21 protein-coding genes are annotated in these 20,960 nt (G+C 71.1%); 19 read left to right on the forward strand and 2 right to left on the reverse strand.

The annotated features are described in order from the left end of the window. Positions 1-27 precede the first annotated feature (27 nt). Genes ETD85_RS23930 through ETD85_RS23945 form a run of 4 tightly spaced genes read left to right on the forward strand, consistent with a single transcriptional unit; the run spans position 28 to position 2,817 of the window. Complete coding sequence (locus ETD85_RS23930) at positions 28-747, forward strand: SDR family oxidoreductase (protein WP_206058501.1); 720 nt, start codon at positions 28-30, stop codon at positions 745-747. Further along, positions 744-2,081: a cytochrome P450 gene (locus tag ETD85_RS23935; RefSeq protein WP_240779363.1), complete on the forward strand. Its 1,338-nt coding sequence runs from the start codon at positions 744-746 to the stop codon at positions 2,079-2,081. Before ETD85_RS23930 ends, ETD85_RS23935 begins: the two co-directional genes overlap by 4 nt. After that, entirely contained in the window at positions 2,078-2,269 is a 192-nt protein-coding gene (locus tag ETD85_RS23940; RefSeq protein WP_138692016.1) for a ferredoxin, read from the forward strand. The genes ETD85_RS23935 and ETD85_RS23940 overlap by 4 nt, the downstream gene beginning before the upstream one ends. 2 nt (positions 2,270-2,271) lie before the next feature. Then, positions 2,272-2,817: a nuclear transport factor 2 family protein gene (locus ETD85_RS23945; protein WP_206058503.1), complete on the forward strand. Its 546-nt coding sequence runs from the start codon at positions 2,272-2,274 to the stop codon at positions 2,815-2,817. Positions 2,818-2,821: 4 nt separating this feature from the next. On the opposite strand, the gene ETD85_RS23950 is transcribed toward ETD85_RS23945, so the two are convergent. Continuing rightward, positions 2,822-3,493, reverse strand: coding sequence for a hypothetical protein (locus ETD85_RS23950; RefSeq protein WP_138692018.1), 672 nt, complete (start codon positions 3,491-3,493; stop codon positions 2,822-2,824). Between the two features lie 76 nt (positions 3,494-3,569). On the opposite strand from ETD85_RS23950, the gene ETD85_RS23955 reads away from it, so the two are divergent. From ETD85_RS23955 to ETD85_RS23970, 4 genes are read left to right on the forward strand one after another with little or no spacing between them, the layout of a single operon-like run. Then, positions 3,570-5,033, forward strand: a complete 1,464-nt coding sequence (locus ETD85_RS23955; RefSeq protein ID WP_138692019.1) for an aldehyde dehydrogenase — start codon at positions 3,570-3,572, stop codon at positions 5,031-5,033. Next, complete coding sequence (locus ETD85_RS23960) at positions 5,033-5,770, forward strand: SDR family oxidoreductase (RefSeq protein WP_138692020.1); 738 nt, start codon at positions 5,033-5,035, stop codon at positions 5,768-5,770. Before ETD85_RS23955 ends, ETD85_RS23960 begins: the two co-directional genes overlap by 1 nt. Next, on the forward strand, positions 5,767-6,630 hold the full coding sequence (locus ETD85_RS23965) for an NAD(P)-dependent oxidoreductase (protein ID WP_138692021.1): 864 nt from the start codon (positions 5,767-5,769) through the stop codon (positions 6,628-6,630). Before ETD85_RS23960 ends, ETD85_RS23965 begins: the two co-directional genes overlap by 4 nt. Further along, positions 6,627-7,004 carry a carboxymuconolactone decarboxylase family protein gene (locus ETD85_RS23970; RefSeq protein ID WP_138692022.1) on the forward strand — a complete coding sequence of 126 codons (378 nt, stop codon included), beginning with the start codon at positions 6,627-6,629 and terminating at the stop codon, positions 7,002-7,004. The genes ETD85_RS23965 and ETD85_RS23970 overlap by 4 nt, the downstream gene beginning before the upstream one ends. 7 nt (positions 7,005-7,011) lie before the next feature. Here ETD85_RS23970 and ETD85_RS23975 read toward each other — a convergent pair whose 3' ends face one another. Continuing rightward, entirely contained in the window at positions 7,012-8,820 is a 1,809-nt protein-coding gene (locus ETD85_RS23975) for a sigma-54-dependent Fis family transcriptional regulator (protein WP_138692023.1), read from the reverse strand. 179 nt (positions 8,821-8,999) lie between these two features. Here ETD85_RS23975 and ETD85_RS23980 point away from each other — a divergent pair, with 179 nt between their 5' ends. The 11 genes from ETD85_RS23980 to ETD85_RS24030 all read left to right on the forward strand — a co-directional run bounded on the left by ETD85_RS23980 (position 9,000) and on the right by ETD85_RS24030 (position 20,904). After that, a complete protein-coding gene (locus tag ETD85_RS23980; RefSeq protein WP_138692024.1) occupies positions 9,000-9,245 on the forward strand; it encodes a hypothetical protein in 246 nt (81 codons plus the stop codon). A 91-nt stretch (positions 9,246-9,336) separates the two neighbouring features. Then, complete coding sequence (locus tag ETD85_RS23985) at positions 9,337-10,989, forward strand: ferritin family protein (protein WP_138692025.1); 1,653 nt, start codon at positions 9,337-9,339, stop codon at positions 10,987-10,989. Positions 10,990-10,992: 3 nt separating this feature from the next. Beyond that, a complete protein-coding gene (locus ETD85_RS23990) occupies positions 10,993-12,027 on the forward strand; it encodes an NADH:ubiquinone reductase (Na(+)-transporting) subunit F (protein ID WP_138692026.1) in 1,035 nt (344 codons plus the stop codon). A gap of 14 nt (positions 12,028-12,041) precedes the next feature. Further along, entirely contained in the window at positions 12,042-13,205 is a 1,164-nt protein-coding gene (locus ETD85_RS23995; RefSeq protein WP_138692027.1) for a ferritin family protein, read from the forward strand. Beyond that, entirely contained in the window at positions 13,202-13,579 is a 378-nt protein-coding gene (gene mimD, locus ETD85_RS24000) for a propane 2-monooxygenase effector subunit MimD (protein ID WP_138692028.1), read from the forward strand. The genes ETD85_RS23995 and mimD overlap by 4 nt, the downstream gene beginning before the upstream one ends. A 4-nt stretch (positions 13,580-13,583) precedes the next feature. Beyond that, complete coding sequence (locus ETD85_RS24005; RefSeq protein WP_138692029.1) at positions 13,584-14,612, forward strand: amidohydrolase family protein; 1,029 nt, start codon at positions 13,584-13,586, stop codon at positions 14,610-14,612. A 5-nt stretch (positions 14,613-14,617) separates the two neighbouring features. Continuing rightward, positions 14,618-15,316: an iron-sulfur cluster assembly protein gene (locus tag ETD85_RS24010; RefSeq protein ID WP_206058509.1), complete on the forward strand. Its 699-nt coding sequence runs from the start codon at positions 14,618-14,620 to the stop codon at positions 15,314-15,316. Further along, complete coding sequence (locus tag ETD85_RS24015) at positions 15,313-16,338, forward strand: NAD(P)-dependent alcohol dehydrogenase (RefSeq protein WP_138692031.1); 1,026 nt, start codon at positions 15,313-15,315, stop codon at positions 16,336-16,338. The genes ETD85_RS24010 and ETD85_RS24015 overlap by 4 nt, the downstream gene beginning before the upstream one ends. Before the next feature lie 20 nt (positions 16,339-16,358). Continuing rightward, on the forward strand, positions 16,359-18,050 hold the full coding sequence (gene groL / locus ETD85_RS24020; protein ID WP_138692032.1) for a chaperonin GroEL: 1,692 nt from the start codon (positions 16,359-16,361) through the stop codon (positions 18,048-18,050). 3 nt (positions 18,051-18,053) lie between these two features. Further along, on the forward strand, positions 18,054-19,370 hold the full coding sequence (locus tag ETD85_RS24025) for an Nramp family divalent metal transporter (protein ID WP_138692033.1): 1,317 nt from the start codon (positions 18,054-18,056) through the stop codon (positions 19,368-19,370). Between the two features lie 121 nt (positions 19,371-19,491). Continuing rightward, the gene (locus ETD85_RS24030; protein WP_138692034.1) at positions 19,492-20,904 is read left to right on the forward strand and encodes an APC family permease; all 1,413 of its coding nucleotides are present in this window, start codon (positions 19,492-19,494) and stop codon (positions 20,902-20,904) included. The last annotated feature ends 56 nt before the right edge of the window (positions 20,905-20,960 follow it).

A 20,960-nucleotide genomic window follows, 5' to 3' on the forward strand; every position in this document is an offset into this window, starting at 1 on the left:
GTCTTAGGGTCTCGTGGGCTCGGAGATTTGTATAAGAGACAGGCCGAGTGCGACCGGCTGGCCGCCGGCGGCCATCCGGTCGCACTCGGCGCCCGCCGCGTGGACCGCTGCGAACAGATCGCCGCGGCCATCCGCGACGGCGGCGGGGAGGCCGTCGCCCTCCCGCTGGACGTCTCCGACTCCGACTCCGTCAAGTCCTTCGTGGCCGCGGCCACCGACGCGCACGGCGATCCGGAGATCGTCGTCTCGGGCGCCGGGGACCTCGCCGCCACCCGGATCCACGAGCTCGACTCCGAGTCCTTCGCGGCGCAGCTCCAGGTCCACCTGGTCGGCGCGCACCGGCTGGTGTCCCAGGTGGTGCCCGGCATGGTCGCCCGGGCGCGCGGCGACATCGTCTTCGTCTCCTCCGACGTGGTGCCCAGCCCGCGACCCCGCATGGGCGCGTACGTCGCGGCGAAGAACGGCATCGAGGGGATGACCCGAGCCATGCGGATGGAGCTGGAGGGCACCGGCGTGCGGGCGTCGGTGGTCCGGCCCGGCCCGACGATGACCGGGATGGGCATGACCTGGGACGCCGAGACCACCGCCACCGTGCTGGAGGAATGGGTGGCGTGGGGCCTGGCCCGGCATCCGCACTTCCTCAGGCCGGAGCACGTCGCCGAGGTGATCGTGACCGTGGCGACCGCGCCGCGCGGCGTGCATCTCACGCTGGTCGAGGTCCAGCCGGAGCGGGCGGTCGAGTCGTGAGGCGCCCGCAGGTCGTCTCCGGCGGCCCCGACCACCTCGCCGAGCTGCGTACCGACCCGATCGGCCTGATGCGCCGGGTGCGCGAGGAGTGCGGGGACATCGGGCAGTTCTCGCTGGCGGGCCGCCCGGTGGTGCTGCTGTCCGGCGCCGAGGCCAACGAGTTCTTCTTCCGCGCCCCCGACGAGGAGCTGGACCAGGCCGAGGCGTACCCCTTCATGACGCCGATCTTCGGTACGGGGGTGGTCTTCGACGCGACCCCGGAGCAGCGCCGCGAGGCCCTGCACAACCAGGCGCTGAAGGGCTCGTTCCTCAAGGGCCACGCCGCCACGATCGCCGCCGAGGTGGACCGGATGGCCGCCGCGTGGGACGACGAGGGCGAGATCGACCTGCTCGACTGGTTCGCCGAGCTCACCATCTACACCTCATCGGCCTGCCTGATCGGCAAGCGGTTCCGCGACCAGCTCGACGGGCGCTTCGCCGAGCTGTACCACGACCTGGAGCGGGGCACCGACGCGATCGCCTACGTCGATCCGCACGCCGACATCGAGAGCTTCCGCCGCCGCGACGCCGCACGGGTCCAGCTCGTGGCGCTGGTCCAGGGCATCATGGACGGCCGGGCCGCCGCGCCGCGCCCGCCACGCGAGGAGCGGGACCTGCTCGACGTGCTCATGTCGATCCGGGCGGACGACGGCGCGCCGAGGTTCTCCGCGGACCAGATCACCGGGATGTTCATCTCGATGATGTTCGCCGGGCATCACACGAGCTCGGGCACCGCCGCCTGGACCCTGATCGAGCTGCTGCGCCACCCCGGCGTCCTGGACGGGGTCGTACGCGAGCTGGACGAGCTGTACGCCGACGGCTCGGAGGTCAGCTTCCAGGCGCTGCGGGAGATCCCGCTGCTGGAGTCGGCGATCAAGGAGGCGCTGCGGCTGCACCCGCCGCTGATCCTGCTCCTGCGGGTGGCCAAGACCGACCACGAGGTGCTCGGCCACCGCATCCCGGCGGAGACCCTGGTCGGATGCAGCCTGGCGGTCTCCAACCGGATCCCCGGGGACTTCCCGCGGCCCGACCTGTTCGACCCCGCCCGTTACGCCAAGCCGCGCGAGGAGGACCTGCTCAACCGGTGGACGTGGGTCCCGTTCGGCGCCGGCCGGCACCGCTGCGTGGGCGCGAACTTCGCGATGATCCAGCTCAAGGCGATCTTCTCGGTGCTGCTGCGGGACTGGGAGTTCGCGCTCGCGCAGGATCCGGAGTCGTACCGCAACGACCACTCCAAGATGGTCGTCCAGCTCGCCCGGCCGTGCCGGGTCCGCTACCGGAGGCGCAGATCATGAAGGTCCATGCCGATCTGGACCTCTGCCAGGGCCACGCCATGTGCGAGATCGAGGCTCCGGAGGTCTTCGAGGTCCCCCGCAAGGGCAAGGTCCGGATCCTCGCCGGCGAGCCGGAGGAGTCGATGCGCGCCCAGGTGGAGGCCGCCGTCCGCTACTGCCCGACCCAGGCGCTCAAGCTAGGAGGTTGACCATGTTCGCGCGTGACGAGCTGGACGAGATGGTGCGGCGCTGGCTGGAGGCGAACCGGCGGTGCGAGGAACAGGGCGACTGGCGCCCGCTGGCCGAGCTCTACACCGAGGACGCCACCTACGGCTGGAACATCGGCCCCGGCCAGGACTTCATGGCGGTCGGCAGGGACGAGATCCGCGACCTCGCCCTCGGCTCGGAGATGGGCGGCCTGGACGGCTGGTCCTACCCGTACCAGAGCATTCTCGTCGACGAGCGCAAGGGTGAGGTGGTCGGCTTCTGGAAGCAGGTCGCCGACGCCCGGCGCCCCGACGGCAGCCCGTACGAGGTCGCCGGGATCGGCGGGAGCTGGTTCAGGTACGGCGGCGGCTTCCGGTGGTGCTGGCAGCGCGACTGGTTCGACCTCGGCAACGTCACCTCGGTGTTCGTCGAGATGATGAAGGCCGGGGTGCTCTCGGACGGGATGCGGCGGCGCCTGGACCGGGCGGCGTCCGGCGCGCCGGTCCCCGGCTACTACACCAGGCCGGAGACCCCCGTACCTCTGTGGTGAGCGGTCACGACGGCGGGACGTGCGGCGTGCCGTCCCGCATCGGCGGGAAGCGGAAGCGCGCGGCGGTGGTGCCGCGCGTCATCGCGGTGATCGGGTCCTCGCCGACCGGCTCGGTCTCGTCGTCGATGACGACCTCCCAGCGGCAGTGCGGCACCCGGCCCGCCGGCACGCGCGGCGGCCGGTGCACCGGCCGGATGCGCGCCCGCGGGTTGACCGCCTGGGCGGTCCAGTCGAACGTGCCGTCCTCGATGTGGTGGCACATGCCGCGGATCGCCCGCTCGCCGAACGGCTCGACGTCGAGGAGCGCCCCGCACGTGCGCAGCTGGAAGAAGCCGTGCGACTCGTCGATCAGCTCGTACTCGACGTCCATGTAGTGCTGCGCGAAACCGGGGTCGAGCTGCAGGCACTTGAAGATGGCCGACACCCCGTCGCCCTCGATCCGCATGATCTCGCGGATCCGCTGGGTGTAGACCGGGCTGGCGCCCCGCCACTCCTGGATGGCGATCTCCTCCACCGCCGCCTGGCCGTACTTCATCCCGACCGCGATGAGCGAGGAGCGGTCGAGCAGGTGGGCGATGATCGCGTACTCCCTGACCAGGCGCACCAGCGCCGCCTTCGACAGGTCCTCGAAGCGGAAGCCGGGATCGAACGCGCCGGAATAGTCATCGCGGGACACTGGCCCCTCCTCCGTCCCCCTTTGCACGGTCACACGTGAACTGTAGTCTGGACAGGTGTCCATAACAAGCGGTCGCTTGCTCGACGGCTGGGCGGAGCGCGGCTCCCCCCTCCTGATCGGCGGCGAGCTGGTCACGTGCGACCGGCGCTTCGACACCATCGACCCGGCCACCGAGGAGGTCCTCGGCCCGGCCGCCGACGCCATGCCCGGCCACCTCGACCGGGCGATCGCCGCCGCCCGCCGGGCGTTCGACGAGTCCGGCTGGGCCACCGACCTCACCCTGCGTGTCCGCTGCCTGCGCCAGCTCCAGGAAGCTCTGGTACGCCACGGCGACGAGCTGCGCGACCTCACCGTCCGGGAGGCCGGCGCGCCGCGGTTCCTGACGTACGGGGCGCAGTTCGACACGCCCGTGAGCGACCTCGCCTGGTTCGCCCGGCTCGCCGAGACCTACGAATGGACCCGCGACCTGGGCCGGGCCGCGCCGATGGGGATGGACAGCGAGCGCCGCCTGCTGCGCGAGCCGGTGGGCGTGGTCGGCGCGATCACCCCGTGGAACTTCCCGCACCAGATCAACCTGGCCAAGCTCGGCCCGGCGCTGGCCGCGGGCAACACGGTGGTGCTCAAGCCCGCCCCGGACACCCCGTGGTGCGCGGCGGCGCTCGGCCGGCTGCTCGTGGAGGAGACCGACACCCCGCCCGGCGTCGTCAACATCGTCACCGGCCGCGACCACGCGCTGGGCGCGCTCCTGAGCGCCGATCCACGCGTGGACCTGGTCTCCTTCACCGGCTCCACGGCGACCGGCCGCGAGGTGATGCGCGGCGCCGCCGAGACGCTCAAGAAGGTGTTCCTGGAGCTGGGCGGCAAGTCGGCCTTCATCGTGCTGGACGACGCCGACCTCGGGAAGGCTTGCTCCTACGCCGCGTTCACCGGGATCACCCACGCCGGGCAGGGCTGCGCGATCACCAGCCGGCTGCTGGTCCCGCGCGCCCGCCACGACGAGGCCGTGGAGATCACCGCCCGCACGATGGCGAAGCTCGGCGCCCGCGACCCGTCGGACGAGCGCACCGTCTGCGGCCCGGTCATCTCCGCCCGTCAGCGCGACCGGATCGAGGGCTACCTGAAGCTCGCGGCCGGGGAGGGCGGCTCGTTCGCCACCGGGGGCCACCGGTCCGGCCGGGACAAGGGCTTCTGGATCGAGCCCACGCTGATCACCGGCCTCACCAACCGGTCCAGGGCCGCCCGCGAGGAGATCTTCGGCCCGGTGCTGGTGATGCTCCCCCACGACGGCGACGACGACGCCGTACGGCTCGCCAACGACTCGCCGTACGGCCTGTCCGGCGCCGTGCACGGCGGGGACCCGGAGCGGGCGCGCGCGGTCGCGCGGCGGCTGCGCACGGGCACGGTCAGCGTCAACGGCGGCATCTGGTACGCCGCGGACGTGCCGTTCGGCGGCTACAAGCAGTCGGGCGTCGGCCGGGAGATGGGCGTCGCCGGTTTCGAGGAGTACCTGGAGACCAAGGCCATCGCGGAAGGGGTGTGATGAGACGCTTCGACGGCAAGGTCGCCATCGTCACGGGCGCGGCCCAGGGCATCGGGGAGGCGTACGCGCGGGCGCTGGCCGCAGAAGGCGCGAGCGTGGTGGTCGCGGACGTCAGCGAGGCGGGCGCGGCGGTCGCCGGCGACATCGGCGGGCTGTTCGTCCGGACCGACGTGTCCGATCCCGCCGCCACCGAGGCGATGGCCGCTGCGGCCGTGGCGGCGTACGGCGGGATCGACTACCTGGTCAACAACGCCGCCATCTTCGGCGCCATGAAGCTGGACTTCCTGTTCACCGTAGACTGGGACTACTACCGCAGGTTCATGGCCGTGAACATGGACGGCGCGCTGCTGTGCGCCCGCGCCTGCCACTCACGCATGGCCGAGCGCGGCGGCGGCGCGATCGTCAACCAGTCCTCCACCGCCGCCTGGCAGTACTCCGGCTTCTACGGCCTGGCCAAGGCCGGCGTCAACGGCCTGACCCAGCAGCTCGCGCACGAGCTCGGCTCGCTCGGCATCCGGGTCAACGCCATCGCGCCGGGCCCGATCGACACCGAGGCCCACCGTGCGGTCGTGCCGGCCGGGATGTCGGCCAAGATCGTGCGGGACAAGCTCGCGCTCAAGCGGATGGGCACGCCGGAGGACCTGGTCGGGATGTGCCTGTTCCTGCTGTCGGACGAGGCGTCCTGGATCACGGGACAGATCTTCAACGTGGACGGGGGCGAGGTGTTCCGCGCATGACGTACGGCTTCGTCGGGCTCGGCCCGACCTACGGCTTCGTCGGGCTCGGCCAGATGGGCGCCCCCATGGCCGGGCGCCTCGCCGGACCGGGCCTGGTCGTCTACGACACCCGTCCCGGGCCGATGGCGACCCTCGCCGAGCAGGGCGCGCGGCCCGCCGCGGACCTCACCGAGGTGGCCCAGGCCACGCTGATCTCCATCATGGTCCGCGACGACGCCCAGGTGAACGAGGTCGCCGCCGCGCTGCTGGCCGCCGCCTCCCCCGGCACGATCATCGCCATCCACTCCACGATCCGCGCCGAGACCGCGATCCGGCTGGCCGGCGAGGCGCGGGCGTACGGGATCGAGATCGTCGACGCTCCCGTCAGCGGCGGCCCCATGGGCGCGGCCACGGGCTCGCTCGCGGTCATGGTCGGCGCGACCGAGACCGCGTTCGAGCAGGTCAAGGAGCCCTTCGGCGCCTGGGCCGGCCTGGTGCTGCACATGGGCGAGGTCGGCGCGGGGACGCGGGCCAAGCTCGCCCGCAACCTGCTCCATTTCGTCTCCTTCGCCGCCGCCGCCGAGGCGCAGCGCCTGGCGGAGGCGGCCGGCATCCCGCTCGGCAGGCTCGGCCGGATCGTCCGCCACTCCGACGCCGTGACCGGCGGCCCCGGCGCCATCATGATCCGCCGCACCACCTCGCCGCTGGCGCCCGACGACCCGCTGCGCGAGATCATGTGCCACGTACGGGCGCTCGGCGACAAGGATCTGGCCCTCGCCCTCGAACTGGCCGACGAGCTCGGCGTGGACGCCCCGCTCGCCCGGCTCGCCCAGCAACGCCTGGCCGCCGGCCTCGGCCTCGGTGAGGAGGACCCGTCATGACCGACGAGCGACGCCGGCTGGGCCTGGAGATGATGCGCCAGGTCTACGGCTGGGAGATCGGCGACGCGCCGGGCGACTTCTTCGGCATCACCGTGGACCACCTGTTCGCCGGCATCTGGGCCCGCCCCGGCCTGTCCATCAGAGACCGCCGCCTCCTCCTGCTCGGCGCCCTGTCCGCTCAGGGCCTGAACGACGTACTCGACATCCAGATCCCGGCGGCGCTCGGCAACTCCGAGCTCACCCCCGCCGAGCTCCGCGAGATCGCCATCTTCCTCACGCACTACATCGGCTGGCCCCTGGGCGCCAGGCTCAGCGTCCAGGTCGACACCCTCATCGCCGAGCACGAGAAGAAGGCGGCGGGCGACACCGGCTGACCAGGCGTCAGCCGGTCGGGGGGACGATGCCGTACTCGTGGATCTTGCGGTAGATCGTCGCCCTCGACATGCCGAGCGACCTGGCGGCCTTGATCTTGTTGCCGTCGGAGTCGAGCAGGCTCTGCACGATGGCGTCCCGTTCCATGGACTCCAGGGGGCTGAGCACGCGGCGGCTGACCGTGCGGCATTCCGGCGGCAGGTCGCCCGGCTGGATCGAGCCGGTGCGCCGGTACTGGACGACCCGCCTGAGCACCTGCCGGAGCTGTTCGGTGTTGCCGGGCCAGCTCGCCCGTACGAGCACCTGCATCGCCTCCGGCGAGCAGGACAGCCGGCCGTCCGGCATGAGCTTGGCCAGGAAGAACGGCACCAGCGCGTGCACGTCCTCGACGTGGTGCCGCAGCGGCGGCAGCTCGACCGTGCTCGGGAAGTACCGCAGCAGCTCGCTCAGCTCGCCGCCGTCGGGGTGGCGGCTCAGCGTGACCGCGACCCAGAGCGGGCTCTGCCGGTTCGCGGCCGTCGCCGCCCGCAGCGCCCTGGACAGCGCGCGCAGCCGTCCCGCGGCCAGCCGGTCGACGTGCCGGATCACCAGGCTGCCCGCGCCTTCCAGCAGCTCCCGCCGCGTCCCGTCCAGCCAGCCGTGCTCCCCGGCCTCGGCGGCGTCCAGCACGGAGAAGCGGGCGGCCGGGGTCCGGCCCTGGTGCACCGCCCTGAGCAGGGCCAGCTTGCCGACGCCGCGCTCGCCCTCCAGGGCGAGCCACTCCCCCGAGGCATGGATCGCCTCGACCTGGTGGCAGCCGCGCAGCCACAGCGCGCCCGAGCCGACCAGTCCCGGCAGGAACGAGCGCGCCGGCGTCACGATCTCCGCGCGCGGCCGGCTCCCGAGCTCGGCCAGCTTCACGTGCACCACGCCGCCGGAGAGCCGGCCGGCACCCGGTACGGGACGGCAGTGCAGCCGGGCCCGCACGCCGCTGGGCAGCTCGACCGTGACCGGCGCGGTGGGGTGGCGGCCGGCCAGCGTCTCGGCCGCCTGCGCGAGCAGGATCGACTGCTCGCCCGGATCGAGCACCTGCCGGGCGTGGTCGTTCAGCATCACGACGTCGTTGCTGAGCGCGAACACGATGCCGGCGGTGCGACGGCAGGTCCGCAGGTACTCCTGGAGCAGCTCCAGCTCGCGGACGCTGCTGTCGGCGAAGAGCGCCTGCTGGATCTGGCCGGCCGTGGTCTTCGCCAGCGCCAGCAGCAGCGGGTCGGCGTGCCTGCGCCAGCAGGTCAGATCGACCGCGCCGATCGTCTTCCCCGAGATCGGGTGGTGGATCGGCACGCCGGCGCAGGCGAGGTCCTCCAGGTGCTCCGCGTAGTGCTCGTGGCCGAACACCTGCATGGGGCCGCCGCCTTCGAGCGCCGTGCCGATGCCGTTGGTGCCGACGAGCTCCTCCGCGTAGCTGAAGCCGGGCGCGAGCTGGACCCGGTCGAGGTGCGCGTCGAGCTCGCGGTCGGCCGCCAGCCGGGCCAGCACCAGGCCCGCGGGATCGGTGAGGATGATGCTGATCGGCTGGCCGTCCAGATGCTCGCGCAGGTGCGTGAGCACCGGCAGGGCGCTGCGGCTGAGCGGGGTGTCGAGGTCGGGGTCGCGCAGGTAGGTCAGGTCGATGTGATCGGCCGCCACGTTCCAGTGCCGGGAGCGCCACCACGACGCCAGGATGGTCTCACGTACCTGGCGGGGATCGACGGGCTCGGCGGTCAGGAAGCGTTCGCGGGCCTTGGCCACAGCCTCGCCGTCGGTGGGGTCACCTGGACGCGTCAGCGTGGGCGGCATGGGGCCCCCTGTTCGCGGGAACGTTCCCGCGGGCGGGGTCCGGCCCACGGGGTGGGGTTCACGGTTTACGTCGCGTTTACACAATACGCGGCGCGTGTCCGATACCTGTCTCATATTGAGACCGCCAGGTCATCGGTGACGCCGTTCGATCGGGTTGCTCATCCGCGAGGAGGTGCCCGATGGACCGGCCGCGTGCTCAGCAGGACGAGACCTACAACCCATGGAGCGTGGTCAACCTGGTCTTCCACCACCTGGCCGCGCAGGGCCTGCACCCCGTGCTGGGCGGCGCGGACCCGGGTGGCCCGGCCGCCGAGCTGCTGCGGGCGCTGGGCGTCGAGCCGGCGCCCGAGGGGATCACGCACGCCGCCGAGGACGTCCGGCGGGAGCTGGCCGCCCTGCGGGCCGCCGTGCTGGGCGATCGCTGAGCGCTGCCTCATCTTGAGACCGCAGCACGCCCGGCGCCGTGGTCTCATCCGGACGCACGAGGAGTGTCGGCCTCACGGTGAGGAGTGACGCATGAGTCGCCAGAGCGTGGCCAGGGCTCACCAGAAGATCCAGGAGCTGTCCTGGGAACCGATGTACCACGAGCCGGTGTCCCAGTACGGCACCGACTACACCTTCAGGAAGGCGCAGAAGAAGGACCCGCTGAAGCAGGTGCTGCGGTCGTACTTCCCCATGCAGGAGGAGAAGGACCACCGCGTCTACGGCGCGGCCGACGGCGCGATCCGCGGCAACATGTTCCGCCAGGTGCAGGAGCGCTGGCTGGAGTGGCAGAAGCTGTTCCTCAGCATCATCCCGCTGCCGGAGATCTCCGCGGCCCGGGCGATGCCGCTGCTCTTCCGTACGGTGCCCAACCCCGAGCTGCACAACGGCCAGGCGATCCAGATGATCGACGAGGTGCGGCACTCGACGATCCAGCAGAACCTCAAGCGCCTGTACATGAACAACTACATCGACCCGGCCGGCTTCAACAGCAGCCTGCGCAACTTCCAGAACGACTACTGCGGGACGATCGGCCGCCAGTTCGCCGAGGGCTTCATCACCGGCGACGCCATCACCGCGGCGAGCATCTACCTCACGATCGTGGCGGAGACCGCGTTCACCAACACGCTGTTCGTGGCCATGCCCGCCGAGGCCGCCGCCAACGGCGACTACCTGCTGCCGACGGTGTTCCACTCCGTCCAGTCCGACGAGTCCCGGCACATCAGCAACGGCTACGCGACCCTGCTGATGGCGCTCGCCGACGAGGGCAACCACCAGCTGCTGGAGCGCGACCTGCGCTACGCCTGGTGGAACAACCACCGGGTGGTGGACGCGGCCATCGGCACGTTCATCGAGTACGGCACCAAGGACCGGCGCAAGGACCGGGAGAGCTACGCCGAGATGTGGCGGCGGTGGATCTACGACGACTACTACCGCAGCTACCTCGTGCCGCTGGAGAAGTACGGCCTGGTCATCCCGCACGACCTGATCGAGGAGGCGTGGAACCAGATCTGGAACAAGGGCTACGTGCACGAGGTCGCCCAGTTCTTCGCCACCGGCTGGCTGGCCAACTACTGGCGGATCGACCCGATGACCGACCAGGACTTCGAGTGGTTCGAGCACAAGTACCCCGGCTGGTACGACCGCTACGGCAAGTGGTGGGAGAACTACAACCGCCTCTCGACGCCCAACGGCCACCACCCGATCGTGTTCGAGGACGTCGACTACCAGTACCCGCACCGCTGCTGGACCTGCATGGTGCCCTGCCTCGTCCGCGAGGACATGGTCATGGCCGAGGTCGAGGGGCAGTGGCGCACGTACTGCCACGAGGCGTGCCGCTGGACCGACGTGACCGCGTTCCGCCCGACCTACCAGGGCCGCGAGACCCCCAACATGGGCCAGCTGATCGGGTCCCGGGAGTGGGAGACGCTCTACCACGGCTGGAACTGGGCCGATGTCGTCACCGACATGGGCTTCGTCCGCGACGACGGCAGGACGCTGGTCGCGCAGCCGCATCTGAACCTGGATCCGGCGAAGATGTGGACCCTCGACCACCTGCGCCGCTGCCCGCCGCTGCAGAGCCCGAACGTGCTGCTCAACCAGATGTCGCCGCAGGAGAGGGCGGCCTTCCACGCCGACTACGTGCGCGGCGGCCCCGCCGGCCGTCCGGCGCCCAAGCTCGCGTAAGACATGGCCGACAAGCATGTCGTGCGGTTCGAGCCGGTCGGCATCGAGATCGAGGTCGCGGAGGACCAGACGGTGCTGCGCGCCGCGGCCGAGCAGGGGCTCATGCTCATGCACGGCTGCAAGGAGGGCCAGTGCGCCGCCTGCAAGTCGTTCGTGCTCGACGGCGACGACATCGAGCTCGACCGGTACTCGACCTTCGCGCTGCCCGACTACGAGAAGGAGGAGGGCTTCACGCTCCTGTGCCGGGCGCACGTGTACGAGGACGTCACGATCGAGCTGCTCAACTACGACGAGGAGATGATCCGCTCGGGGCTGCCGATCCAGGACGCGGTGGCCGAGGTCGTCGCCAACGACCCGGTCACCCACGACCTGCGCCACCTGGTGCTGCGGCTCGTCGAGCCCGCGGAGATCAGGTTCTTCCCCGGGCAGTACGTGGACATCGCCGTCCCGGGGACCGGGCAGACCCGCTCGTTCTCGATGGCGAACACCTCCAGCCGCGACGGCGGCCGGCTGGAGTTCATCATCAAGGTGTATCCCGGCGGGCTGTTCTCGCACTACCTGGACACCCGGGTCGCGATCGGCGACCGGCTCGGCCTGACCGGCCCGTTCGGCGTCTTCACGCTGCGCGAAGGGCACGACGAGGACCTGGTCTTCGTCGGCGGCGGCGCCGGCATGGCCCCGATCCTCGCGCTCCTGCGCTCGATGGCCGAGCGCGGGATCCGGCGCAGGGCCACCTACTACTACGGCGCGCGGCGCCGCCGCGACCTGTGCTTCGAGGGCGAGCTGCGCGCCCTGGAGAAGGACCTGCCCGGCTTCCGTTACGTGCCCGCGCTCTCCGAACCCGCCGCCGGCGAGGAATGGGACGGCGAGGTCGGGCTCATCACCGACGTCGTGCGACGGCACGAGCACGATCTCAAGGGCGCGCACGCCTACCTCTGCGGGCCGCCGCCCATGGTCGAGGCCGCGATGCCGCTGCTGGCCACGCTCGGGGTTCCACAGAAGCACATCTACTACGACAAATTCACCACGACCGGGTGAGGGGGACAAACCTTATGACAACCCCGCGAAGCGTGCCCAAGCCGGTCTTCACCGACGCCGAGGCCGGCGCCAAGGAGTTCCCGGATTCGACCGCGCGCGAGTTCACCTACTACACCCCGCAGAAGCGCAAGCGGACCCACTACGAGGACGTCACCGTCGAGGTCCAGCCGGACCCGCGGCACTACCTGAGCCAGGGCTGGCTGTACGGGTTCTCCGACGGCCGCGGCGGCTACCCGCTGGACTGGACCGCGCTCAAGGCGTGGGGCCAGGACCGCCCGGAGCCCGAGCGGGGCCCCGGCTCGGGAGGCAAGGGCTACGACTGGCCGGCGCACGGCTGGCACGAGTTCCGCGACCCCAACCAGGAATGGGAGCTGTCCCTCTACCGCTACAACTCCAACGTGGTCCGCCAGCTCGGCCAGAACATCGAGGCGGCCAGGCAGGCCAAGGCGTTCGAGCAGTGGACCCCGAACTGGGTGCGCTTCGTGGAGAGCCACGTCGGCGCGTGGATGCACGTCGACCACGGGCTCGGCCTCTACCTGTTCGCCAATGCCAACCGCCGCGCACCGACCAACATGCACAACAACGCGATCTCGGTCAACAGCATGCACCGGATCAGGGCGGCGCAGGACCTCGCTCTGTACAACCTGACGCTGAGCGAGGAGATCGAGGAGTTCGACGGCGCGGCGCACCTCGAAGCCTGGGACCAGGACCCCTCGTGGCAGGGCGTACGGCGCACCGCCGAGCAGCTCACCGCGGTCGACGACTGGTGCGAGGCGGTCTTCGCCGCGAACGTGGTCTTCGAGCCGCTGGTCGGCGAGCTGTTCCGGAGCCACCTGGTGCAGCAGGCCGCTCCGCGCAACGGCGACTTCGTCACCCCGACGATCGTCGGCGCCGAGGAGTACGACTACGCCGAGCGGGACCTGCGCTACACGCGGGTCATGTTCGGGCTGCTGGCCGACGACAGGGAGTTCGCCCGCCACAACACGACGATCATGCAGGAGTGGGTCTCGATCTGGGTGCCGCGCGCCCTCACCGCCGCCCGCACGCTGCAGCCGCTGTGGTCGCAGCCCGACGCGAAGCCGCCCCGCTTCGAGTCCTGCCTGGACCGGGTCAAGAGCCGCTTCGCCGGCCTCCTGTCCGAGCTTCACCTGGAGACGCCGAAGGAGCTGACGCAATGACCGCGTACAAGACGGCGCAGAGCCCCTTCAAGTCCGACAGCACCTCATCCGGCATGTGCGGGTTCACGCTCATGAACAACCAGGTCGGCGTGGTGGTGGCCGAGGTCATGGGCACCAAGCCCGGCGTACGGGTGACGCCGCTGCCGTCGATGATCCGCATCGACGCCGTCCGGCGGATGGACGTCCTGTACGACGAGATCTCCGAGGCGCTCGGCGAGGAGCCCGGCTACTTCGACGCCGCCGAGTTCGAGGAGAACATGTCCACGCACTACGGCCGGATGATCCACGAGGACGACCGGACCATCATGTTCGCCAACCCCGAGGACGCGGCCGAGTATCTCGGCTTCGACCTGACCGCCGCGCCGAGGAGGTGACGCCGTGTACGAGAAGGACGGCGAGCAGTATTTCGTGGTCGACAGCCACATGCACTACTGGAACGCCGCGCCGGACAACTGGGTGCCGGGCGCCGAGCGTTACGCCAAGGGCTGGATCGAGTGCTTCCACGCCTACCAGGGGCTGGCTCCGGCGGAGACCCACTGGCCGATGGAGAAGTTCCAGAAGTACTCCGAAGAGGACCTGATGCGGGATCTCTTCCAGAACGGGCACGTGGACGTGGCGATCTTCCAGCCGACGTACCTGACGGAGTGGTACAAGGAGGGCTTCAACACCACCGAGCGCAACGCGGCGCTCGGCGAGCGGCATCCCGGCAAGTTCATCGCGAACACCCGCTGGGACCCCCGCGACGGCGACGACGGGCTCAAGACGCTCGCCCACAACGTCGAGCGCTACGGCTGCAAGGGCGTCAAGCTCTACACCGCCGAGTGGCGGGACGGCTCCCGCGGCTGGACGCTGAAGGACCCGGCGGCCTACCGCTATCTGGAGGCGTGCAGGGAGCTCGGGATCGTCAACATCCACGTGCACAAGGGCCCCACGATCTGGCCGCTGGACAAGGACGCCTTCGACGTCTCCGACGTCGACCACGCCGCGACCGACTTCCCCGAGCTGAACTTCATCGTCGAGCACGTCGGGCTGCCGCGCATCGAGGACTTCTGCTTCATGGCGACGCAGGAGCCCAACGTGTACGCGGGACTCTCGGTCGTCATCGGCGGCCTCATGCACGCCCGCCCCAAGTTCTTCGCCAAGGTGATGGGCGAGCTGCTGTTCTGGGTCGGCGAGGACAAGATGACCTTCGGCAGCGACTACGGGATCTGGGAGCCCAAGTGGCAGATCGAGGGCTTCGTCGACTGGGACTACCCGAGCGAGGAGTTCTCCGACTATCCCCGGGTCACCACGGCGACGAAGAAGAAGATCCTCGGGCTGAACGCGGCGCGGCTCTACGGCATCGAGGTGCCGGCCGAGCTCCGGCTCGACGCACCGCGGGACGTCCCGCCGCTCACTCCGGCATGAGCGCCGTGAGCGACGGGTCGCGCATCCTCGCCGCCCTGGCGACGGTGCGCGACCCCGAGCTGGACGAGCCGATCACCTCGCTCGGGTTCGTCGCGTCGTGCGCCCTGTCCGAGGACGGGTGCGCGGAGGTGCGGCTGCGGCTGCCGACGTACTTCTGCGCGCCCAACTTCGCCTTCCTCATGGTCGCCGACGCCCACGACGCGGTGTCGGCGATGGAGGGCGTACGCCACACCGAGGTGGTCCTGGAGGACCACTTCGCGGCCGAGGCGATCAACGACGGGGTGGCCGCGCGGGCCGGGTTCGCGCGGGCCTTCGCCGGCGAGGCCGCCGGGGAGCTCGACCGGCTGCGCGCCGACTTCCTGCGCAAGGCCGTGCTGGCCGGCACCGACCAGGTGTGCAGGACCGCACTGGCCGCGGGCGCCGAGCCGGCGGCGCTGGCCGGGCTGTCACTCGGCGACGTGCCGGGCTCCCCCGAGCTCGACCGGCTGCGCCACCGGCGCGGCGAGCTGGGCCTGCCCGCGGGGGACGACGCCCCGCTGCTGATCGACCCGGCGACGGGCGCGCCGATCGCCGCGGACGCGGTTTCGCGGCATCTGCACCGGGCGCGCACCACGCGGGTGGGCATCGAGGCCAACACCGGCATCTGCCGCGGTCTGCTGCGGCACCGGTACCAGGACGAGGGAGAAGGCGAGGAGGACCGATGAAGGCCGTCCGGCTGCACGAATACCACCGGCTGCCCGTGGTCGAGGAAGTACCCGAGCCGGCCGTCCGGGGCCCGCTCGACGTCGTCGTACGGATCGGCGGCGCCGGCGTGTGCCGTACCGACCTGCACATCGCCGAGGGCCAGTGGGCCGAGGCGATGGGTGTCACGCTGCCCTACACGCTCGGCCACGAGAACGCCGGCTGGGTTCACGCCGTCGGCTCCGCGGTCACCAGCGTGGCGGCCGGCGACACGGTGATCCTGCACCCGACGCCCACCTGCGGGCTCTGCCCCGCCTGCCGGGCCGGCCAGGACATGCACTGCGCCGCCAGCGTCTTCCCCGGCCTCGACAGCGACGGCGGCATGGCCGAGCTGCTGCTGACCTCGGAGCGGGCCTGCGTCAAGCTCGACCCCAGGACCAGGCCCGAGGACGTCGCCGCGCTGGCCGACGCGGGCATCACGGCCTACCACGCGGTCCGCAAGGCGATCCCGCTGCTCTACCCCGGCACGACGTGCGTGCTCATCGGCGCGGGCGGGCTCGGTCACATCGGGATCCAGTGCCTGGCCGCGCTCACCGCGACGACGATCGTCGTGGTCGACCGCAACCCCGACGCGCTCAAGCTCGCCGAGCAGCTGGGCGCGCACGCCACCGTCGTCGCCGACGGCCGGCAGGTGGACGCGGTCAAGGACCTCACCGGCGGCCGGGGCGCCGAGGTCGTCCTCGACTTCGTCGCCGAGCAGGGCGCCGAGCAGGACGGGTTCGCGATGACGGCGCGGGCCGGGTCGTACTACGTCATCGGGTACGGCGGCACTGTGCGCATCCCGACGCTCGACATCATCTCGACCGAGCGCAACCTCGTCGGCAACATCGTCGGGACCTACCGGGACCTCTGCGAGCTGATGGTGCTGGCGCAGGCCGGGAAGGTCACCCTGCACACCAAGACGTACCCGCTGGACGCCGCGGCGGAGGCCTTCCAGGATCTCGACGCCGGCCGGGTCCGCGGCCGCGCCATCCTCGTCCCTTAGCTCGTACTGCAGGAGGTTCGATGGCCAAGGAACTGCGTTTCGGCGCGGAGGCGCGCGCCCTGCTGCTGAGCGGGGTCGACCAGCTGGCCGAGGCGGTGAAGTCCACGCTCGGGCCCAAGGGCCGCAACGTCATCCTGGAGAAGATCACCGGCTCGCCGGTCGTCACCAACGACGGTGTGACGATCGCGCGGGAGATCCACCTGCGCGACCAGTTCGAGAACATGGGCGCCCAGCTGGTCAAGGAAGCGGCGATCAAGACCAACGACATCGTCGGCGACGGCACGACGACGGCGACCGTGCTCGCCCAGGCGATCGTCAGGGAGGGCATGACGGCGATCGGCTCGGGCGCCAACCCCGTGCTGGTCAAGCGGGGTGTGGACCTGGCCGTCGGCCGGCTCGTCGAGCACCTGCGCGGGGTCGCCCGGCCGGTGAGCGCCGAGCGGGACCTCGCGCGGGTGGCGGCGATCTCGGCGAACAACGACGACAGCGTCGGCGCGGTGATCGCCAGGGCGCTGGCCACCGTCGGCGACGGCGGCATCGTCACCGTGGAGGAGTCGGCGCGGCACGGGATCGGCGTCGAGTTCGTCGAGGGCTTCGAGTTCGACAACGGTTACGTCTCGCCGTACATGGTGACCAATCCGGCGAGCCTGGAGGCGGTCGTCGCGGAACCGTACATCCTGCTGTGCAGCGAGAAGATCACGAAGGTCCAGCAGCTGATGCCGCTCCTCGACAAGATCATGCGGGCGCCTCGCCCGCTGGTCATCGTCGCCGAGTCCGTCGAGGGCACGGCGCTGGGCATGCTGGTGCACAACCACGTCAACGGGACCTTCCAGTGCGTCGCCGTCCGGGCGCCCGGCTTCGGCGACCGCCGGCTGCACAAGCTGGAGGACATCGCCGCGATCACCGGCGGCGCCGTGTACAGCAGGCACTCCGGCTTCACCCTGGAGACGATGACGGTCGACCAGCTGGGCACCGCGGCCCAGGTCCGGGTCACCGCGGACCGCACCGCTCTCATCGGCGGGGGCGGCGCGCCGGAGGCCGTCGAGTTCCGTCTCACCCAGCTGCGTGCCGAGCTCGGGCGCGCCGCCTTCGGCGTCGACGAGGACGTGCTCACCGAGCGGATCGGCGCGCTGTCGGGCAAGGTCGCCGTCATCAAGGTGGGCGCGCCCACCAACGCCGAGCTCAAGGAGCTCCAGCACCGGGTGGAGGACGCTCTGTCGGCCACCAGGGCCGCGATGGCCGAGGGCATCGTGGCCGGCGGCGGCGCCGCGCTGCTGCACGCCGCGCAGGCGCTGGACGACGTGCAGGTCAAGGACGACTACGCGACCGGGGTCGAGATCGTGCGCCGGGCCCTGGCCGAGCCCGCGTACCTGATCGCCGCCAACGCCGGCTACTCCGGACAGGAGGTGATCGCGAGGACGGTGGAGATGGGGCCGGGCGACGGGTTCGACGCGCTGCGGGACCGCTTCGGCGACATGTGCGAGATGGGGATCGTCGACCCGCTGCGGGTCGTCCGCTCGGCCCTGCAGAACGGGGCCTCGGTGGCCGGCCTCCTGCTCACGACGAACACGCTGGTGGCCGAGGAGCAGACGCCGTGGGGCGGCAGCCGGGCGCTCATGACCGAGTTCGGGCCGCTCGACGAGGGCCTGCACCAGCCGTCGCCGGACCCCAGCACGCCGCAGTCGCTCGGGCTCGGGCCCTCGGTCGGGTGAGGCATGGGTCCCACGCCCGGCGACGGGGTGAACGTCGCCGCAGCTTCGGTGAGCGGGCCGGCCGGCGGTGCCGTGGACGCGCTGAGCAGCCTGAGCCTGCTGCGCTCGCGCGGGCGGCTGCGCGGCGTCGTGGCGCTGATGGGCCCGGCGTTCGTCGCGGCGGTCGCGTACATCGACCCGGGTAACTTCGCCACGAACTTCACCGCCGGCGCGAAGTTCGGCTACACCCTGGTCTGGGTGATCGTGGTCGCCAACCTGATGGCCATGCTGGTGCAGTACCTGTCGGCGAAGGCCGGCGTGGCCACCGGGCGCGACCTGCCCGAGCTGTGCCGCGAGCACCTGCCGCGGCCGGTGTCGCGCGGGCTGTGGGTGCAGGCGGAGATCATCGCCATGGCGACCGACCTGGCCGAGTTCGTGGGCGCCGCCGTCGGGCTGAACCTGCTGTTCGGCGTGCCGCTGTTCCCGGCCGGGCTGATCACGGCCGTCGTCGCGTTCGGGATCCTGTCGCTGGAGCAGCGCGGCTACCGGCGCTTCGAGCTGGCCATCGCCGGGCTGCTGCTCATCGTGTTCCTCGGCTTCCTCTACGACCTCGTCGCCGTGGGGGCCGACCCGGCCGGGGTCGCGGGCGGGCTGGTGCCGGGCCTCGCCGGCGGCGACAGCCTGCTGCTCGTGGCGGGCATCATCGGCGCGACCGTCATGCCGCACGTCGTCTACCTGCACTCGGCGCTGACGAAGGCGCGCGTGCGGTGCGCCGACGACGCCGAACGCCGCGAGCTGCTGCGCTTCCAGCGGCTCGACGTGGTGGTCGGGCTCGGCGCGGCCGGCGTGATCAACCTGTCGATGCTGGTCATCGCGGCCTCGCTGTTCAACGCCACCGGCCACGCCGGCGTCGACTCCATCGAGGGCGCGCACGACGGGCTCGGCCGGCTCGTCGGCGGCGGCGCGGCCCTCGCGTTCGCGGTGGCGCTGCTCGCCTCCGGGCTGTCGTCGTCGAGCGTGGGCACCTACGCGGGACAGGTCGTCATGCAGGGCTTCATCCGCCGGAGCATCCCCCTGTTCCTGCGGCGGGGGCTGACGATGCTGCCGGCGCTGGTGGTGCTCGGGCTGGGCCTGCCGGCCACCGACAGCCTGGTGATCTCGCAGGTCGTGCTGTCGTTCGGCATCCCCTTCGCGCTGGTGCCGCTGCTGTTGCTGACCCGCCGGGCCGACATCATGGGCTCGTTCGTCAACAACCGGGTCACGAACGCGGCGGCCGGCGGCATCGCCGCGCTGATCATCGCGCTGAACGTGTACCTGCTCTACGTCACGTTCCTCGCCTAGCGGCAGCCAGGAGGACACATCAGCTCAGCGTGACGATGTGTGTACAGCTGACTGCGTGGGGACGTAAGGTGTCAGGACGACGGTCGGGATCAGGTAACCGGTACGACAAGGACCCTCCCCCATGGCTCAGATCAGTCCCCCCAGCTCCGCCCAGCCCGGCAGCGGCGACCAGCCCGGTCTGAAACAGGTGATGGGCCCGGGCCTGTTGCTGCTGTTCATCGTCGGCGACATCCTCGGGACCGGCATCTACGCGCTGACCGGCCAGGTCGCCGGCGAGGTGGGCGGCGCCGCCTGGCTGCCCTTCGCCATCGCCTTCATCGTCGCGCTGATCACCGCGTGCTCCTACATGGAGCTGGTCACGAAATACCCGCAGGCCGCGGGAGCCGCCCTCTACGTGCACAAGGCGTTCGGCAAGCACGTCCTGACCTTCCTGGTGTGCTTCGCCGTGATGTGCTCCGGCATCACCTCGGCCTCCGCCGCCTCGCGGGCCTTCGCCGCGAACCTGGCCGCCGGGTTCGGCCTCGACGTCGGCAACGGCGTCATCCTCCTGATCGCCGTGGCCTTCATGCTCCTGGTGCTGGCCGTCAACCTCCGGGGCGTCGGCGAGAGCGTCAAGCTCAACGTGGTGCTCACCGCGGTCGAGCTGTCCGGGCTGCTCCTCGTCATCGTGCTCAGCATGTACTTCATCCTCGGCGGGCACGCGGACTTCTCCCGCGTCGTGGCCTTCGAGACCCCCGCCGACAAGAACGTGTTCCTGGCGATCAGCGCCGCGACGTCGCTGGCCTTCTTCGCCATGGTCGGGTTCGAGGACTCGGTCAACATGGCGGAAGAGACGAAGAACCCCACCAGGATCTTCCCGCGCATGCTGTTCACCGGGCTCGGGATCACCGGGCTGATCTACCTGCTCGTGTCCATCTGCGCCGTCGCCGTCGTCCCCGTCGGCCGGCTGGCCGAGAGCGAGACGCCCCTGGTGACGGTGGTGCAGACCGCCACGCCCGGCGTCCCGATCGCCGACCTGTTGCCGTTCATCTCGATGTTCGCCGTCGCGAACTCCGCACTGATCAACATGCTCATGGCCAGCCGGCTCCTCTACGGGATGAGCAAGCAGGGCGTGCTGCCGCCCTTCCTGGCGAAGGTGCACCCCTCGCGGCGCACGCCCCATTCGGCGATCCTGTTCACCACCGCGCTCGCCATCGGCCTCATCACGTTCGTCTCGCTGGTTCCCGACAGCCCGGTGGTGGCGCTGCTCGGCGGCACGACGTCGCTGCTCCTGCTCGCGGTCTTCGCGACCGTCAACGTGTCCGTGCTCGTCCTGCGCAAGGACCAGACGGCGGGCGAGCATTTCAACGCGGGCCGCGTCCTGCCCGTCGCAGGGACGATCACCTGCCTCTACCTGGTCCTGCCGTGGTCCTCCGGACGTCCGGCGGGCCAGTACGAGATCGCGGGGGTGCTGCTGGCGATCGGCATTATCCTCTGGGTGGTGTCCTGGCTGTCCGGCAGGCGAAAGGCAGCGGGCACGCCGTCCGCCCGGTGACCTCCGGCGCGCCCGCCGAGCTCCGCACCTCCGCGACCTGCCGATCGGGGAGCCCC

The organism is Nonomuraea zeae (assembly GCF_005889725.1).
Taxonomy (GTDB): domain Bacteria; phylum Actinomycetota; class Actinomycetes; order Streptosporangiales; family Streptosporangiaceae; genus Nonomuraea; species Nonomuraea zeae.

Excerpts from the sequence above, each read along its gene's own strand:
- ETD85_RS23965 (WP_138692021.1), top strand. The coding sequence starts at position 5,767 with ATGACGTACGGCTTCGTCGGGCTCGGCCCGACCTACGGCTTCGTCGGG.
- ETD85_RS23945 (WP_206058503.1), top strand. The coding sequence starts at position 2,272 with ATGTTCGCGCGTGACGAGCTGGACGAGATGGTGCGGCGCTGGCTGGAG.
- ETD85_RS23960 (WP_138692020.1), top strand. The coding sequence starts at position 5,033 with ATGAGACGCTTCGACGGCAAGGTCGCCATCGTCACGGGCGCGGCCCAG.
- ETD85_RS24015 (WP_138692031.1), top strand. The coding sequence starts at position 15,313 with ATGAAGGCCGTCCGGCTGCACGAATACCACCGGCTGCCCGTGGTCGAG.
- ETD85_RS23990 (WP_138692026.1), top strand. The coding sequence starts at position 10,993 with ATGGCCGACAAGCATGTCGTGCGGTTCGAGCCGGTCGGCATCGAGATC.
- groL (WP_138692032.1), top strand. The coding sequence starts at position 16,359 with ATGGCCAAGGAACTGCGTTTCGGCGCGGAGGCGCGCGCCCTGCTGCTG.
- ETD85_RS23985 (WP_138692025.1), top strand. The coding sequence starts at position 9,337 with ATGAGTCGCCAGAGCGTGGCCAGGGCTCACCAGAAGATCCAGGAGCTG.
- ETD85_RS23975 (WP_138692023.1), bottom strand. The coding sequence starts at position 8,820 with ATGCCGCCCACGCTGACGCGTCCAGGTGACCCCACCGACGGCGAGGCT.
- mimD (WP_138692028.1), top strand. The coding sequence starts at position 13,202 with ATGACCGCGTACAAGACGGCGCAGAGCCCCTTCAAGTCCGACAGCACC.
- ETD85_RS24030 (WP_138692034.1), top strand. The coding sequence starts at position 19,492 with ATGGCTCAGATCAGTCCCCCCAGCTCCGCCCAGCCCGGCAGCGGCGAC.
- ETD85_RS23940 (WP_138692016.1), top strand. The coding sequence starts at position 2,078 with ATGAAGGTCCATGCCGATCTGGACCTCTGCCAGGGCCACGCCATGTGC.
- ETD85_RS23980 (WP_138692024.1), top strand. The coding sequence starts at position 9,000 with ATGGACCGGCCGCGTGCTCAGCAGGACGAGACCTACAACCCATGGAGC.
- ETD85_RS24025 (WP_138692033.1), top strand. The coding sequence starts at position 18,054 with ATGGGTCCCACGCCCGGCGACGGGGTGAACGTCGCCGCAGCTTCGGTG.
- ETD85_RS23970 (WP_138692022.1), top strand. The coding sequence starts at position 6,627 with ATGACCGACGAGCGACGCCGGCTGGGCCTGGAGATGATGCGCCAGGTC.
- ETD85_RS23995 (WP_138692027.1), top strand. The coding sequence starts at position 12,042 with ATGACAACCCCGCGAAGCGTGCCCAAGCCGGTCTTCACCGACGCCGAG.